The 15,440-nt window shown below is 64.8% G+C and carries 14 protein-coding genes and 2 pseudogenes; 6 read left to right on the top strand and 10 right to left on the bottom strand.

Annotated features, from left to right (window positions below; genetic code table 11):
• A pseudogene (locus tag DDE13_RS19370) lies at nucleotides 1–631 on the top strand (hypothetical protein); the annotation flags it as partial.
• 93 nt (nucleotides 632–724) lie between these two features.
• Here the strand turns inward: DDE13_RS19370 and scpA are convergent.
• Entirely contained in the window at nucleotides 725–2,869 is a 2,145-nt protein-coding gene (gene scpA, locus DDE13_RS19365) for a methylmalonyl-CoA mutase (RefSeq protein WP_111405881.1), read from the bottom strand.
• Between the two features lie 119 nt (nucleotides 2,870–2,988).
• Here scpA and DDE13_RS19360 point away from each other — a divergent pair, with 119 nt between their 5' ends.
• Nucleotides 2,989–3,411 carry a DUF4174 domain-containing protein gene (locus tag DDE13_RS19360; RefSeq protein ID WP_111405884.1) on the top strand — a complete coding sequence of 141 codons (423 nt, stop codon included), beginning with the start codon at nucleotides 2,989–2,991 and terminating at the stop codon, nucleotides 3,409–3,411.
• Between the two features lie 104 nt (nucleotides 3,412–3,515).
• Here DDE13_RS19360 and DDE13_RS19355 read toward each other — a convergent pair whose 3' ends face one another.
• From DDE13_RS19355 to DDE13_RS19335, 6 genes are all read right to left on the bottom strand, one after another.
• The gene (locus tag DDE13_RS19355) at nucleotides 3,516–5,516 is read right to left on the bottom strand and encodes an acetyl-CoA carboxylase biotin carboxylase subunit (RefSeq protein WP_111405880.1); all 2,001 of its coding nucleotides are present in this window, start codon (nucleotides 5,514–5,516) and stop codon (nucleotides 3,516–3,518) included.
• A 316-nt stretch (nucleotides 5,517–5,832) separates the two neighbouring features.
• A complete protein-coding gene (locus DDE13_RS19350) occupies nucleotides 5,833–6,198 on the bottom strand; it encodes a hypothetical protein (RefSeq protein WP_111405879.1) in 366 nt (121 codons plus the stop codon).
• Nucleotides 6,192–6,533: a hypothetical protein gene (locus tag DDE13_RS19345; protein ID WP_111405878.1), complete on the bottom strand. Its 342-nt coding sequence runs from the start codon at nucleotides 6,531–6,533 to the stop codon at nucleotides 6,192–6,194. The genes DDE13_RS19350 and DDE13_RS19345 overlap by 7 nt, the downstream gene beginning before the upstream one ends.
• Nucleotides 6,530–6,919 (bottom strand): RidA family protein, encoded by a 390-nt coding sequence (locus tag DDE13_RS19340; RefSeq protein WP_111405877.1) that lies wholly within the window; start codon nucleotides 6,917–6,919, stop codon nucleotides 6,530–6,532. Before DDE13_RS19340 ends, DDE13_RS19345 begins: the two co-directional genes overlap by 4 nt.
• Nucleotides 6,919–7,446, bottom strand: coding sequence for a hypothetical protein (locus DDE13_RS23020; protein WP_162631101.1), 528 nt, complete (start codon nucleotides 7,444–7,446; stop codon nucleotides 6,919–6,921). Before DDE13_RS23020 ends, DDE13_RS19340 begins: the two co-directional genes overlap by 1 nt.
• A gap of 72 nt (nucleotides 7,447–7,518) precedes the next feature.
• Entirely contained in the window at nucleotides 7,519–9,051 is a 1,533-nt protein-coding gene (locus DDE13_RS19335) for an acyl-CoA carboxylase subunit beta (protein WP_111405876.1), read from the bottom strand.
• A 185-nt stretch (nucleotides 9,052–9,236) separates the two neighbouring features.
• Between DDE13_RS19335 and DDE13_RS19330 the strand changes: the two genes are divergently transcribed.
• Nucleotides 9,237–10,463 (top strand): multidrug effflux MFS transporter, encoded by a 1,227-nt coding sequence (locus DDE13_RS19330; RefSeq protein ID WP_111405875.1) that lies wholly within the window; start codon nucleotides 9,237–9,239, stop codon nucleotides 10,461–10,463.
• Nucleotides 10,464–10,523: 60 nt separating this feature from the next.
• A complete protein-coding gene (locus DDE13_RS19325) occupies nucleotides 10,524–11,927 on the top strand; it encodes a helix-turn-helix transcriptional regulator (RefSeq protein WP_111405874.1) in 1,404 nt (467 codons plus the stop codon).
• A gap of 10 nt (nucleotides 11,928–11,937) precedes the next feature.
• Here DDE13_RS19325 and DDE13_RS19320 read toward each other — a convergent pair whose 3' ends face one another.
• The 3 genes from DDE13_RS19320 to DDE13_RS19310 all read right to left on the bottom strand — a co-directional run bounded on the left by DDE13_RS19320 (nucleotide 11,938) and on the right by DDE13_RS19310 (nucleotide 13,914).
• Nucleotides 11,938–12,186, bottom strand: a complete 249-nt coding sequence (locus DDE13_RS19320) for a YdcH family protein (RefSeq protein ID WP_111405873.1) — start codon at nucleotides 12,184–12,186, stop codon at nucleotides 11,938–11,940.
• Between the two features lie 85 nt (nucleotides 12,187–12,271).
• Nucleotides 12,272–13,177, bottom strand: coding sequence for a DMT family transporter (locus DDE13_RS19315; RefSeq protein ID WP_328587857.1), 906 nt, complete (start codon nucleotides 13,175–13,177; stop codon nucleotides 12,272–12,274).
• Nucleotides 13,174–13,914 (bottom strand): YebC/PmpR family DNA-binding transcriptional regulator, encoded by a 741-nt coding sequence (locus tag DDE13_RS19310; protein ID WP_111405872.1) that lies wholly within the window; start codon nucleotides 13,912–13,914, stop codon nucleotides 13,174–13,176. Before DDE13_RS19310 ends, DDE13_RS19315 begins: the two co-directional genes overlap by 4 nt.
• A gap of 425 nt (nucleotides 13,915–14,339) precedes the next feature.
• Between DDE13_RS19310 and DDE13_RS19305 the strand changes: the two genes are divergently transcribed.
• Both DDE13_RS19305 and DDE13_RS19300 read left to right on the top strand, forming a co-directional pair.
• The gene (locus DDE13_RS19305; protein WP_111405871.1) at nucleotides 14,340–14,888 is read left to right on the top strand and encodes a VPLPA-CTERM sorting domain-containing protein; all 549 of its coding nucleotides are present in this window, start codon (nucleotides 14,340–14,342) and stop codon (nucleotides 14,886–14,888) included.
• A 324-nt stretch (nucleotides 14,889–15,212) separates the two neighbouring features.
• Nucleotides 15,213–15,440, top strand: a pseudogene (locus tag DDE13_RS19300) (helix-turn-helix domain-containing protein); the annotation flags it as partial.

Raw genomic sequence — 15,440 nt, 5'->3', positions numbered from 1 at the left:
ATGGGCTTCGTCTTCCTCGTCTCCGCCCTCGACTGGCTCAGATGAATGCAGACACGGCCTAGCGCTTCCCGCTCCGGCACTTGCTGCGACAAGCTTTTCCGAAACCGACGACTTTCCTGGGGCAAGTCTGTTTCCAGATTTCGGTGGCGTCGTGGCCGGGGTTCTGGCGATTGGCGAGAACACTGTCTTCGGCGCGCTTGCGGGTCAGTGCGTCGCCGGGGACTGTAATCCGCCCATCGACACCGATGCCCAGGATTCGTTCGTCGTCGAACTTCCGACAGGGTTGCAGATCGATACCATTTCGATTGCGAGCCTCGGCGACGGTCCTTCCGGGTTTCGGTATTCGTTCGCTTACAACGACAGCGCAGGCGACTTCAACTTCCTAGACCCAAGCCTTGACGCCAATGAAACCACAGGCAACCTGTTGACTGCATCACTGTTGGAATCGATCGAACTCAGCGTCTACGGGCAGTCTGCCCGCGAAGAGGGCGAATTCACGGTGAACTACCAGGTGACCATCGGTGTCAGTGAAACTGCCACACCGGTTCCGCTGCCCGCCGCCGGGTTGCTCGGCCTTGGGGGTATCGGGGCATTAGCGGCGCTGCGAGCGCGTCGGTCACGAGCCACCTGACGGAAGGCTGGAGACCGAAGCACCAAGGCGTTTGCGTCGCCAGTACCTGTCCGCGACAAGGGCCGCGCCGGCTCAGTTCCGGCGCGGCCCTAATTATCCGGCCGCCTCGGGCCGACGTGCTGCGCGGATCAACGACAGGATATCGCGCGCAGCGTCGGGGATGTTAGTCCCCGGCCCGAAGATCGCCTTGACCCCCGCCTTGCGCAGGAAGTCATAGTCCTGCTGCGGGATCACGCCGCCGCAGATCACGAGGATATCCTCGCCCCCCTGCGCGCGCAGTTCGGCAATCAGCTTCGGCGCAAGCGTCTTGTGCCCCGCCGCCTGGCTGGAGATACCGACGACATGCACGTCGTTGTCGATGGCGTCCTGCGCGGCCTCGGCGGGCGTCTGGAACAGCGGGCCGACGTCCACGTCGAAGCCGATATCGGCGAAGGCCGTGGCGATGACCTTGGCGCCGCGGTCGTGCCCGTCCTGACCCATCTTGACCACGAGCATCCGCGGGCGGCGGCCCTCTTCCTCGGCAAAGGTCTCGATATCTTTCTGGATCGCGGCGAAGCCGTCATCGCCTTCATAGGCCGCACCATAGACCCCGGCGAGCGTCTTCACCTCGGCCCGGTGGCGGCCGAACACCTTTTCCATCGCCATGCTGATCTCTCCGACAGATGCGCGGGCGCGTGCGGCTTCCACCGCAGCGTCCAGCAGGTTGCCCCCCTCGCGCGCGCGGCGCTCCAGTTCCGCCAAGGCCGCGTCGCACGCCGCCTGGTCACGGGTCGCGCGGATTTTCTCCAGCCGAGCGACCTGCGAGGCGCGCACCTTCTCGTTGTCGATATCCATGATATCGATCGGGTCTTCCTTGTCCTTGCGGTACTTGTTGACGCCGACGATGACCTCCTCGCCGCGGTCGATCTGGGCCTGCCGCCGCGCCGCCGTTTCCTCGATCCGCAGCTTGGGCATGCCGCTGGCCACGGCCTTCGTCATGCCGCCCATCGCCTCGACCTCTTCGATCAGGGCCCATGCCTTTTCGGCCAGTTCGTTGGTCAGCGCCTCGACGTAATAGGACCCGGCCAGCGGATCGACCACGTTCGTCACACCCGTTTCCTCCTGCAGGATCAATTGGGTGTTGCGCGCGATGCGGGCCGCGAATTCCGTGGGCAGAGCAATCGCCTCGTCCAGCGCATTGGTGTGCAGGCTTTGCGTGCCGCCCAGCACTGCCGACATCGCCTCATATGCCGTGCGCACCACGTTGTTGTAGGGGTCCTGCTCGGCAAGGCTCACACCGCTCGTCTGGCAGTGCGTGCGCAGCATCATGGACTTCTCACTCTTGGGTTCAAATTCCGACATGATGCGGTGCCACAGCAGCCGCGCGGCGCGCAGCTTGGCCGCTTCCATGAAGAAGTTCATCCCGATGGCGAAGAAGAACGACAGCCTTCCTGCGAAGCGGTCCACGTCCATGCCCGCCGCGATGGCGGTGCGCACGTATTCGCGCCCGTCCGCCAGCGTGAAGGCCAGTTCCTGCACAAGGTTCGCACCCGCCTCCTGCATGTGGTAGCCGGAGATCGAGATCGAGTTGAATCGCGGCATGTGATCCGAGGTGTATTCGATGATGTCCGCGATGATCCGCATCGACGGCTCTGGCGGATATATATAGGTGTTGCGGACCATGAACTCCTTCAGGATATCGTTCTGGATGGTTCCCGACAGCACCTTGCGGTCGTGCCCCTGTTCCTCGCCCGTGACGATGAAATTCGCGAGGATCGGGATCACCGCGCCGTTCATGGTCATCGACACCGACACCTGGTCGAGCGGGATACCGTCGAACAAGAGCTTCATGTCCTCGACGCTGTCGATGGCCACGCCCGCCTTGCCCACGTCGCCCTGCACCCTGTCGTGGTCGCTGTCATAGCCGCGATGGGTCGCCAGATCGAAGGCAACCGACACGCCCTGCTGCCCCGCCGCCAGCGCCTTGCGGTAGAAGGCGTTGCTTTCCTCGGCGGTGGAGAAGCCCGCGTATTGCCGGATCGTCCAGGGACGGCCCGCATACATCGTGGCCTTCACACCACGGGTGAACGGCGCCGCGCCGGGGATCGACCCCATATGCGGCAGGTCCGCCACGTCATCTTGGGTGTAAAGCGGCTTGACCTTGATGCCTTCCAGCGTCTCCCAGGTCAGTGTGTCAGGGTCGCGGCCCTTCAGTTCGGCCCGGGCGATCTCTTTCCACGTTTCGATCTTGTCGCTCATGCGCGCGGCCTTTCCTGCGTGGCGCGGTTGCGCCCTTGTGACTGGCTGGGGCAGATAAGTCGCGCCAAGGCTTCGCCCCGCGCGGTTGCCCGCCTATATGAACCTCGACTGGAGGCATGATGAAGTTCTTGATTCGACTTGGTATCGCGCTTGCGCTTGCGCTCGCACCGATTGCGGCCCCCGCGCAGGACGATACGGCAGAAGATACCGCGGAGAGTACCGAACGCCCGCTGCTTACCGACACCGACACCATCGACCAGTTCCGTTTCACGGCAATCCCGCTCGTCGTCTTCGCGGATACGCCCGAAGACCCGCGCTTCACCCGGCAACTCGAACTGCTCGCCGCGCGCAAGCAGGCGCTGTTCGACCGCGACGTGGTGATCATCGCCGACACCGATCCGGCCAACCCGAGCCCCGTGCGCCGCCAGTTGCGCCCGCGCGGCTTCAGCGTGGTTCTGATCGACAAGAACGGGCGCGTGAACCTGCGCAAGCCTGTCCCATGGGACGTCCGCGAACTGACAAGGACAATCGACAAGATGTAGAAGCCCCGTCCCGCCAAGGTCGGGCATGCCCGCCCGGACCGGTTTTGCCGGGCGTTCCAGGATGGGCGCAGGCGCCGCGATTTGGGCCTTCGGGATCATCGCGCCTATTCGAATTCCATAATCACGTCATCGACGCCCATGCTGTCGCCCGCAGCAGCGTTAACCTTGCTGACCTTGCCCTTGCGTTCGGCCCGCAGGATGTTTTCCATCTTCATGGCCTCGACGGTACAAAGCGCCTGACCTTCCTGCACCTCGTCGCCTTCGGCCACGTTGACCTTTACGATCAGCCCGGGCATCGGACACAGCAGCAGTTTCGACGTATCGGCCGCCTGCTTCTCCGGCATCAGTGCAGCGAGTTCCGCCGCACGCGGCGTGCGCACATGGACGCGCAGGTCCGCGCCGCGGGTCCGGATACGGAACCCGCCGGTGATCTTGTCCACCTTCAGCACCAGCGGCGACCCGTCTATGTCCAGCGTCGCAAGCCTGTCGCCGGGGGTCCATTCCGACGCGACACGCAGCGCCGTTCCATCCTCGAAGCGCACGGTGGTGCCCGACCTGTCCGCCGTCAGCCGCACCGGGAACTGCGCGCTTTGTGCGAACACGACCCAGTCGTCACCGACTTTCCGTTCGTGATTGTCCATGCGGCCCGACACGCGGGTGCGCCGGATTTCCGCCAGCCGGTACATGGCCGCTGCCGCCGCCGCGACGCGGCGCAGGTCGGCCTCGTGCAGGGTCACGCCGGAAAAGCCGTCGGGGTACTCCTCGGCGATGAAGGCCGTGGTGATGTCGCCGGACACGAAGCGCGAATGGTCATAAACTGCGGACAGGAACGGCAGGTTGTGACCGATCCCCTCCACCTCGAAACTGTCGAGCGCGATACGCATACCTTCGATCGCGGCGGCACGGTCGGGGGCCCATGTGCACAGCTTCGCGATCATCGGATCATAGTACATGCTGATCTCGCCGCCCTCGAACACGCCGGTGTCGTTGCGCACGGCGCGGTCGGCCTCGGTCACTTCCTCGGGCGGGCGATACCGGGTCAGCCGCCCGATGGACGGCAGGAAGTTTCGGTAAGGGTCTTCGGCATAGAGCCGGCTTTCCAGCGCCCAGCCGTTGAGCTTCACATCGCCCTGCGTCAGCGACAGCGCCTCGCCCGCCGCGACGCGGATCATCTGTTCCACCAGATCGACGCCGGTGATCAATTCGGTCACGGGATGTTCCACCTGCAACCGGGTATTCATTTCAAGGAAATAGAAGTTGCGATCCCCGTCCACGATGAACTCGACCGTGCCCGCACTGGTATAGCCCACGGCTGACGCCAGCGCGCAGGCCTGTTCGCCCATCGCGCGGCGCGTGGCTTCGTCAAGGAACGGCGACGGGGCCTCCTCGATGACCTTCTGGTTGCGCCGCTGGATGGAACATTCCCGCTCGCCCAGGTGGATCGTGTTGCCATGGCTGTCGGCCAGCACCTGGATCTCGATATGCCGCGGCTGGGTCACGAATTTCTCGATGAAGATACGGTCGTCGCCGAAGCTGCTGGCCGCCTCGTTCCTGGACGATTCGAACCCGTCGCGGACCTCGTCTTCCTTCCAGGCGATGCGCATGCCCTTGCCGCCGCCGCCCGCGCTGGCCTTGATCATCACCGGGTAGCCGATCTCGCCCGAGATTTTCACGGCTTCCTCTGCATCGGCGATCAGGCCCATGTAGCCGGGCACCGTGCTGACGCCCGCTTCCCTGGCCAGCTTCTTGGAGGTGATCTTGTCGCCCATCGCCTCGATCGCGGTCTTGGGCGGGCCGATGAAGGCGACGCCAGCGGCCTCCAGCGCCTCCGCGAACTTGCTGTTTTCCGACAGGAAGCCGTAGCCGGGATGGACGGCTTCCGCCCCCGTGGCCTTGATCGCCGCCATCACCTTGTCGATGACGATGTAGGACTGGTTGGCGGGGGCCGGGCCGATATGGACGGCTTCGTCCGCCATCTGGACATGCAACGCGTTGCGGTCCGCATCGGAATAGATCGCAACGGTGGCGATGCCCATCCTCCGGGCGGTCTTGATCACCCGGCAGGCGATTTCCCCGCGGTTCGCGATCAGGATTTTCTTGAACACGTCCTGTCCCTTTCTTGGTCTTGGCATTGGCGCGGCGTCAGGGCGCGCCCGCAGGTATCGGAAATTGTGGAAAGCGAGAGACGTGCACGCCTGCCAGCGACGTGGCCGCGCGCGAACACCGGAAAGGGAATGCTGCGGGACCGAGTGCAGGTCGCGGCGCAGGGGCCGGAAACTGAAGCACTCGTTACAACCGCTGACTGCGTGATCCAACGGGTTACACCCGGCACAGTGCCGAATTCCGTCGACCTGACAAGCGTCGTTGGTGCGGGTCCGCGGCACCGGGCGGGTTTCCGCTCATGTTCTGGCCAGATGCCCATCAGATACGCTCCCATGCGGGATCGTCGAAGGCGCCCGGGAAGGACCGGCGCGCCGCGGCCTCGTCCACACGAAGCAGCGCCTCATAGCTTGCCGGATCGAACGGGTCTTCGGCAGGCAGAACCTCGCGCCCGAACAGCCATGACAGCCGGCCGGCATCGAGATTGCCGCGCTCGAAGGGTTCGGCGCCGAAATACATCCAGAGCGCGGACATGAACGCCTCGTCGGCGCGGCGGTCGGCGGGCTTGCGGTCGGCATGGCGTTCGCGCCGGACCAGCGGGGTCGCCCCCTTTGCGTTCGCGCGCCGGACGGTGAACTGGAAATCCGTGCCCGGGAGCCTCCCGGGAAAGCCGCGATGCTTCAGCATGACCTAGGTCCCGCATGGCGAATCCAGCGCGCGCGCCGCGCGGGGCAATCCATCACCTGCGCCAGCCGCGCCTGCGCCACCGCTGGCAACGCCCCGTCGCACGCCCCGCCCGCGCGCACGGACAGACCGTCGCCATGGCGCGCCACGCGCACGACAGGGGTAAACCCGCGCAACGACCGCAGCGCACGCCACACGTCCTGCCGGATCGCATGCGCCAGCGCGCGCCGCCGCACCGGTGGAAACTGCCGCTCCTCCGACAGATCAAACCGGGGCGGCAGACGGCGCGCCAGCGTCAGCGCCATGCCATCGTCGAGCACATGCCAACCGCCGCTCATGGCCGCCGCGCCAGCATGTCGATTTCCACGAGCGCGTCCACCGCCAGCGCCGTGACGCCGATGGTGGTGCGCGCCGGCCGGACACCTTCGGGGAAATACCCCATGTAGACCGCGTTGAAGGCCGCGAAGTCGCGCTTGAACTCGGTCAGGTAGCAGCGGCACTGCACGACGTCGGACAGGGACAGGCCGACGCCATCCAGCACCAGCTTGAGGTTGTCGAGCACCCGTTCCGTCTGCGCCGCAACGCCGTCGGGGATGGGCCGGTCCGGATCGCCCGGCCAGGTCGGCATCTGCCCCGTGAGCATGACCCAGCCATCCGCCTCGGTCGCGTGGCAGAACGGGCCGACCGGCGTCGCGGCGGTGGGAACGGAGTGGTAGACGGGCATTAAAAGTAGGTTCCTAACTGCGAGAGGAAGGCGCGCTCTGACATCGGCTCGCGATGAATACCAAAGGAAAATTGGAAACGGGGTTCATCTTCTGAGAGCGATGGTAAGCCAGAGTTTATGAAGTCATCCCTTGTAGGAGCACCGGTATCAGCTTCCGGATGCCGAAGTCTGGGCCTTGAAACGCTGATGCAATACTGTTTGGGGAAAGGTGCAGACACGTAAGCAAGCAGCATCGCTTCAAAGCGAATATTGTCTTCTTCTCGTAGCCTAGCCGTCACACTTACTTCAGCAGCATCTCTTCTGTAGTACACTATCGTGGAAACGCGCTCTGGCACCCGAAACTCATTAAGGCGACCTTTATACCGCCACTCGGCGCTTGCGTTCTCGATTAACTCGTCTTCTGAGCATTGCTCCATGGTGAGATGCACATCAGAGGCTTTGAGCGCAATCAGATCATCTACCTCCAAGAGCGGACCCGGCCCCTCCAAAGACCATATGGGTGCGTGCCATTCGACGTAGAATGTCACTCGCCTACTGGGAAATGATTGAGACAGCGACGTCCCATAGAAGGTCCAACTCATCCGAAACCCCAAACCCGATCACAGCGGGATGTTGTCGTGCTTCTTCCACGGCACCGTCGCGGTCTTGTTGCGCAGGGACGCAAAGGCACGGGCCACGCGGCGGCGGGTGGAATGGGGCATGATGACCTCGTCGATGAAGCCGCGCTCGGCGGCGACGAAGGGATTGGCGAAGCGGTCCTCGTAATCCTTCGTCCGGGCCGCGATCTTGTCGGGGTCGCCAAGTTCGGACCGGTAGAGGATCTCGGTCGCCCCCTTGGCCCCCATCACGGCGACCTCCGACGTGGGCCAGGCGTAGTTGAAATCGCCGCGCAGATGCTTGGACGACATTACGACATAGGCCCCGCCATAGGCCTTGCGCGTGATGACCGTGACCTTGGGCACCGTCGCTTCGGCATAGGCGTAAAGCAGCTTCGCGCCGTGCTTGATGACGCCTCCGTATTCCTGCGTCGTGCCGGGCAGGAAGCCGGGCACATCCACGAAGGTCAGCAGCGGGATTTCGAAGCAATCGCAGAACCGCACGAAGCGCGCGCCCTTGCGCGAGCTTTCGATATCCAGACACCCGGCCAGTACCATGGGCTGGTTGGCAACCACGCCGACGGTGCGCCCCTCGAGCCGGATGAAACCGGTGATGATGTTCTTGGCGAACTCTTCCTGGATCTCGTAGAAATCGCCCTCGTCCGCGGTCTTCAGGATCAGTTCGCGCATGTCGTAGGGCATGTTCGGATTGTCGGGCACCAGCGTGTCGAGACTTGGTTCCAACCTTTCAGGGCTGTCGAAGAACGGGCGAACGGGGGGCTTCGCGCGGTTGTTCTGGGGCAGGAAATCCACGAGCCGCCGCACCTCGGTCAGGGCTTCCACGTCATTCTCGAACGCCGCATCGGCCACGGATGACTTGCGGGTGTGGGTGCCGGCGCCGCCCAGCTCCTCGGCCGTCACGACCTCATTCGTGACGGTCTTGACCACGTCGGGGCCAGTCACGAACATGTAGGAGCTGTCACGCACCATGAAGATGAAGTCGGTCATCGCGGGGGAATAGACCGCGCCGCCCGCACAGGGCCCCATGATGAGCGAGATCTGCGGCACCACGCCCGATGCCAGCACGTTGCGATGGAACACCTCGCCGTAAGCGGCAAGGCTGTCCACCCCTTCCTGGATGCGCGCACCGCCCGAATCGTTGATCCCGATCACCGGCGCGCCGTTCTGGATGGCCATGTCCATGATCTTGCAGATCTTCTGGCCATGGGTTTCGCTGACCGACCCGCCCAGCACCGTGAAATCCTGGCTGAAGACATAGACTTGGCGCCCGTTGATCGTGCCCCAGCCGGTCACGACCCCATCGCCGTAGGGGCGGCTGCCTTCCATCCCGAAATCGGTGCAGCGATGGGCCACGAACATGTCGAATTCCTCGAACGAGTCGTCGTCGAGCAGCAGTTCGATCCGTTCGCGCGCCGTAAGCTTGCCCTTGGCGTGCTGTGCCGCCACCCGCTTTTCGCCACCGCCCAGGCGGGCATCGCGGCGCCGGGCCTCGAGTTCGTTCAGGATGTCTTTCATCGGCCGGGTTCCCTTATTTTCGCGGACCCTAGCGGTGCCGAGGCGCGGCGCAAAGCACAATCCAGAAAATTTGCAAAGCTGTTTTCCAGTTCACATTGCGAAATGCAAAACAGCTAATTATGCTTCGCAGGCGGGCACAGCCTGTGTGCATGGACTTTCCCGCGATCCGGGCCTAACGCTCGATCATGACCACGACGCCAGAGATCCGGTTTCTAGACCGCAGCACACCGCCGCACATTGTCACACTCGTGGCACTGGCTGGTCTGTCGGCGGCAGCGATGAACATCTTCCTGCCATCGCTGCCGAGCATGGCCGTGCATTTCGACGCCGACTACCGGGTGCTGCAACTGTCGGTCACGCTGTATCTGGCCGTGAACGCGGTTCTACAGATCTTCATCGGCCCTCTGTCGGACCGGCTCGGGCGGCGGCCCGTGCTGATCTGGGCCTTCGCGCTCTTCATCTTCTTCTCGCTCGCGATCCTCGTGGCACCGACGGTGGAGATTTTCCTCGCCCTGCGGATGGGGCAATCCGCGGTCGTCGCGGGCATGGTGCTGAGCCGCGCGATCGTGCGCGACACCGTGGCCGAGGCGCAAGCGGCATCGCGTATCGGGTACGTGACCATGGGCATGGCGCTGGTACCGATGGTTTCCCCCGTGATCGGCGGGCTCCTCGACCAGGCCTTCGGGTGGCGCGCGAATTTCGTCGCTCTCGCCGTGATGGGCGCCGGGGTCCTGGCACTGGTATGGGCGGACCTGGGCGAAACCGCGGGCAAGTCCCAGACCTCCCTGCGCGACCAGATGCGCGAGGCGCCGGAACTGCTGATCTCGCCACGTTTCTGGGGCTACAACCTGTGCGCCACCTTCGCGTCCGGCGCGTTCTTCGCGTATCTCGGCGGTGCGCCCTATGTCGGGGCCGAGGTGTTCGGCCTGTCGCCCGCGGCCTTGGGCCTGTGGTTCGGCGCGCCCGCAGTGGGCTACATGGCGGGCAACGCGATTTCGGGCGCGTTTTCTGTACGAATTGGTGTGAACGCCATGATCCTGATCGGGGCATGCCTGACGGTCTTCGGCATGGGCACGGCGCTGGCGCTATTCTACGCCGGGTTCGAAACCGTGCCGGTGTTCTTCGGCTTCATGATCTTCGTCGGCCTGGGCAACGGCATGGTGATCCCGAACGCGACCGCGGGCATGCTGTCGGTGCGCCCGCGGCTGGCCGGCACGGCATCGGGGCTGGGCGGTGCGCTGATGATCGGGGGCGGTGCGGGGCTTTCGGCCTTGGCGGCGGCCCTTCTGGTGCCGGGCGCGGGGGCCTATCCGCTGATCTACATGATGCTGGCGACAGCCTGTCTTGCCGTTCTGGCGATCGTTGGGGTCCTGTGGCGCGAATGGCGGCTGCGCCACCGAGGGATGCGTTGAGCCGGTGATCTTGCAGCGCGCGATCCGCGCGAACTAGGCTCGCCGGGCCGGAGGGACGGGATGGCCAAGCAGAAACTCTATGCCGGGGCGAAGCTGCGTGAAATCCGCCGCAAGCTCGACCTGTCGCAGAAGGATTTCGCGGCCAAGCTGGGCGTGTCCCTGCCCTATCTGAACCAGATGGAGAACAATAACCGCCCCGTCTCGGCCGGGGTTGTGCTGGCACTGGCACAGGAATTCGGCTTCGACGTGACGGAGTTGTCTACCGGCGGAACGGAACGGCTGGTTTCGGACATGCGCGAGGCGCTGGCCGACCCGCTGTTCGGCGATGCCGCCCCGCCGCTGGCGGACCTGAGGCTTGCCGCGTCCAACGCGCCCGCGCTGGCCCATGCTTTTCTGGAACTCCACCGCGCCTATCGGCAAAGCCACGAACGGCTGGCGTCGCTCGACGAGGCCTTGGGGCGGGCCGGATCGGGGCCGGGCACGCCGTCGCCGTGGGAGGAGGTCCGGGACTTCTTCCATTACTGCAACAACTACATCGATGCGGTGGACCGCGCGGCGGAACGCTTTGCCACGGCCGGCGGCGGGGACGATCTGCGTGCGCGGGCGCTGGCCGCGCTGGAGCGTGTCGGCGCCCGGTTGGAGGCGGGACAAGCGCCCGGCCTGCGCCGCTATGACCCCGAAACGGGCACGCTGCACCTTTCGGACCGGGCCCCGCCCGCGACGGTGACGTTCCAGATGCTGCACCAGGTGGCGCTGCTGTGCCAGCACGAGCTGATCGAGGCGACGCTCGACCTGGCGCGTTTCCAGACCGGGCAGGCCCGCGACATTGCCCGCATCGGCATGGCCAACTATTTCGCCGGTGCCGCGCTCATGCCCTATGGCCGCGTGCTCGCCGCAGCACAGGAAACGCGCCACGACCTTGAACGCATGGCCGACAGTTTCGGGGCGTCGATCGAGCAGGTGGCGCACCGGCTGTCCACGCTGCAGCGCGGCGGGGCCAAGGGGGTGCCGTTCTTCTTCGTGCGGGTGGATCAGGCGGGCACGATCACCAAGCGCCATTCGGCAACGCTGCTGCAATTCGCCCGCTACGGCGGGGCCTGCCCGCTTTGGAACGTCCACCGCGCCTTCGAGACGCCGGGGCGCTTCCTGCGCCAGCTTGCAGAAACGCCGGACGGGGTTCGGTACCTGTGCCTCGCGCGGGACGTGTCGAAACCGGGGGGCAGCTTCCACGCCCCGGTGCGCCGCTATGCCATCGGTCTCGGCTGCGAAATCCGCCACGCCGACGCGCTGGTCTATGCCGACGATCTCGATCTCGGCAACGCGCGGGCGTTCGAACCCATCGGGATTTCCTGCCGTATCTGCGAACGGCCCGACTGTCACCAGCGGTCCGTGCCGCCGTTGGAGCGGCGGCTGACCATCGATGCCAACCGCCGCGGCGTGCTGCCCTACGAGGTGGAGCGATGATCCGGTCCGCTCAGACAGGAACGTGGTCGCGCAGGATGCGGGCGATGTCGTCCTTCAGGGTCATGCGCAGCTTGCGCAGGCGCAAGGCCTCCACATCGGACATCGGTTCGATGTTCGTTTCCACCCGATGCAGCGTGCGGTTGATCTCGGCATATTCGTCCATCAGCCGCGCGGCATGGGCATTGCTGCGCCGCAGGTCGCGCATGACGTCGTGATGCTGCGGAAATTCCTCGGTCAGGTCGTGGGGAGTGTGGGTCATGGCGCCCTCCGTCTGGGTTGGTTGCACCACCAGCCTGCTTGGGCTTGGACCCATCTGCCTTGATCCCGGTCAAGTTCCAAAGCTGTCAGTGCTTGGTCTCCAGCGGGTTCGGCGTCACCGGCGGACGCGGGCGCCGCGCCTCGCGCCATGCGATGAAGCTGACCGCGGCGACGATGATCCCGCCACCGAGGATCACGAACGGGTCGAGCGGCTCACCGAACAGCGCAAGCCCGACGATCACCGACCAGACGAGTTGCAGGAACACCGCTGGTTGCGTGACCGATACCGGCGCCGCGCGAAATGCGAGCATCATCGTGTAATGACCCACCGTGGCAAAGGCCGCCGTCAGGGTCAGCGCCGCGAGCACCGCCAGCGACGGCGGCACCCAGACCGCAGCGGCGACCGGCAGCAGTGCTACCGGCACCATCAGCGACATCATCGCCACGATCACCTCCGCGCCGAAACGGCCCGACAGGTACTTCGCCATGAGATAGGACGACCCGAGCCCAAGCGCCGCGCCAAGCATCGCCAGATGACCGGGATCCAGATCGCGCAGCCCCGGACGCAGGATCACCAGCGCCCCGCCGAACGCCACGATCACCGCCCCGATCCGGCGTGCGGCCAGTCTCTCGCCCAGAAACAGCGCGGCACCCAGCGTCACGACCACTGGTGCGAGGTAATTCATCGCCGTGACCTCTGCCAGCGGGATGCGGGTCATGGCGTAGAACCAGAGGATCACCCCGGCGGAATGGAGCGCCGCACGCAAGGTGAAGTCGCGCCAATCCCCCCGCGACAGCCGCGCGGCGCGCAAGCGCCCAAGCGCGGGCAGGACGAAGACGATCCCGAGGGCGAACCGCAGGAATGCGGCCTCGGGCGCGGGCACGGCATCATCCACCGCCTTGACGGTCGCCTGCACGCCCACGAAACACAGACCGGTCACGACCATCCAGCCCAGCCCGACAAGGGGGCGTGCGGCGGGGGCGGGCGTCACAGCGCGGCCATGACCTCGTCGCTGACCTCGAAATTGGCAGTGACATTCTGCACGTCGTCGTCGTCTTCCAGCGCGTCGATGAGCTTGAACAGCTTCTGTGCCGTTTCCAGGTCCAGATCGGTCGTGGTCTGCGGCTTCCAGATCAGCTTGGTGCTTTCGCTTTCGCCGAGCGCCGCCTCCAGCGCCGCGGACACGTCGGAAAGGTCGGTGTCGGCCGTATATATGATGTGCCCATCTTCGGAACTTTCCACGTCCTCTGCCCCGGCCTCGATCGCGGCCTCCATCACCGTGTCGGCGTCCCCGACGCTGGCGGGGTAGACGATCTCCCCCTTGCGGTCGAACATGAAGGCCACCGACCCCGTTTCGCCAAGATTGCCGCCGTGCTTGGCGAAGGTGGACCGCACGTTCGATGCGGTGCGATTGCGGTTGTCGGTCATCGCTTCGACGATGATCGCAACGCCGTTGGGGCCATAGCCTTCGTAGCGGATCTCGTCATAGCTGTCGCCGTCGCCCCCGGTCGCCTTCTTGATGGCGCGCTCGATATTATCTTTGGGCATGGACTGGCCCTTGGCTTCCTTGACGGCCAGCCGCAGGCGGGGATTCTTGTCGGGGTCCGGGTCGCCCATGCGGGCGGCGACAGTGATTTCCTTGGAGAGCTTGGAGAACAGCTTGGACCGGGCCGCGTCCTGCCGGCCCTTGCGGTGCTGGATGTTGGCCCATTTGCTATGTCCGGCCATCGCGCTGCATCCTTTCCGTATCCACGAGACCGGCATGTCATAGTAGGGCCGCGCGTCCCCTGCAAGCCGCCTGCCATATCTGTCCGGATCGCCGCCTGGACAGGGCGAATCAAGGGGTCACCCGAGGCCGGACGGACCTTCTGTCGGACCCCGAAGCCGGGTTCAGGCTTCGCTTAGCGACGGAAATTTCAGCACAATACGACCGGAAAGCCGCGATGTCTTGGCGGGCGCGATGGACGGCGCGGCAGCTCCGGCTTGCCAAGCGTTAATTATTAAACGCAAAATCGGGCTGGTGCGCCGATCGCGGCAGGATCACGGTCGAAAGGCTGGCAAGCGGATACCGGACCTTTGGTAAATGCAAACCTTGACCCCAGCGGTCGCATCCGGCATATCTGTCAGAGGAGTTAACAAAGGGTAGCGCCAGTATGAACATTTTTCTTAAGGCAGCGGTAGTCGCTGCTGGTCTTATCGCAGGCACGTCGGCATCCGCCGCCGTCGTCGTTTACACACCCACCGCGGTCACGCCCACGGGCGCGACGCTTGTCACCAATGTCGACCTCAACGTCGGGCAGTTCATCACTGCCACGGAAGTGCTGGCACCGGGCGACAGCGCGGAGTTCACGTTCACCGCACTCGAGCGGCTGCGCGTGAGCACGATCGCACTTGCCGGTGTGGACAACAATTCCGGCATCGACCTCGGGAATGTGGAGTTCGGCTTTACCTCGGCGACGACGGACTCGTTCTCGACCATCGTGTCCTTCGGCGCAACGGGGTCGGCAATCGACTCGCTGGCCGGGTTGACGCTGGAAGCAGGGGAGTCGTTCACGATCTTCTGGGAAGACGGTCTGAGCGCGCCCGTGGGTCTTGCGGCCAGCTTCCGCACCACGGCAATCCCTGTGCCGGCGGCACTTCCGCTGATGATCGGTGGCATCGCAGCGCTTGGCGCGGTGTCGCGCAAGAAGAAGAACGCCTGATACCGAACCCGCAAGGGAGCGGAACGCGTTGGAAGGCCCCGCTACGGCGGGGCCTTTTTCGTTGCCATGCGGTGTGGATGGTGGAGGGGTCCTAGGCGGCACCGTAAAGCCCGCATGTCCGCCAGCGGCAAGGTCGCCCCCCAGGTGCAGCCGATAGCCCGGCAATACGACGCGTTGCGACGGGATGCGATCAAGTCGGCAGAGGGATCGGTCGCTGTTCGGCCCTGAGACTTGACTAGAGCGTGTCGCCCCTGATCGGATTCTGGATTCCCATTTCGATCATCCCGTGATTCCCTGTTCTGGAGGCAGATATGGGGGTCAGGTATGGGTAAGCCGCATCCTGTTGAGTTACGTGAACGGGCGGTTTTGCTTGTTGAGCAAGGCAGCACGCACACCGAGGCGGCGCGGCGCCTGTGTGTTTCCATCAAGTTCGTCAATGACATGGTGCGGCTCAAGCGCGAGACTGGCGCGCTTGCGCCAAAGCCGCAGGGCAATCCGGGACGCGGCAAGCTGACCGATGTCAAAGACTGGGTGCGGCGCCGGATCGCGGCC

This window comes from Meridianimarinicoccus zhengii, from assembly GCF_003254465.1.
Lineage (GTDB): Bacteria > Pseudomonadota > Alphaproteobacteria > Rhodobacterales > Rhodobacteraceae > Meridianimarinicoccus > Meridianimarinicoccus zhengii.
This window is presented reverse-complemented; position numbering and strand designations above follow the sequence as displayed.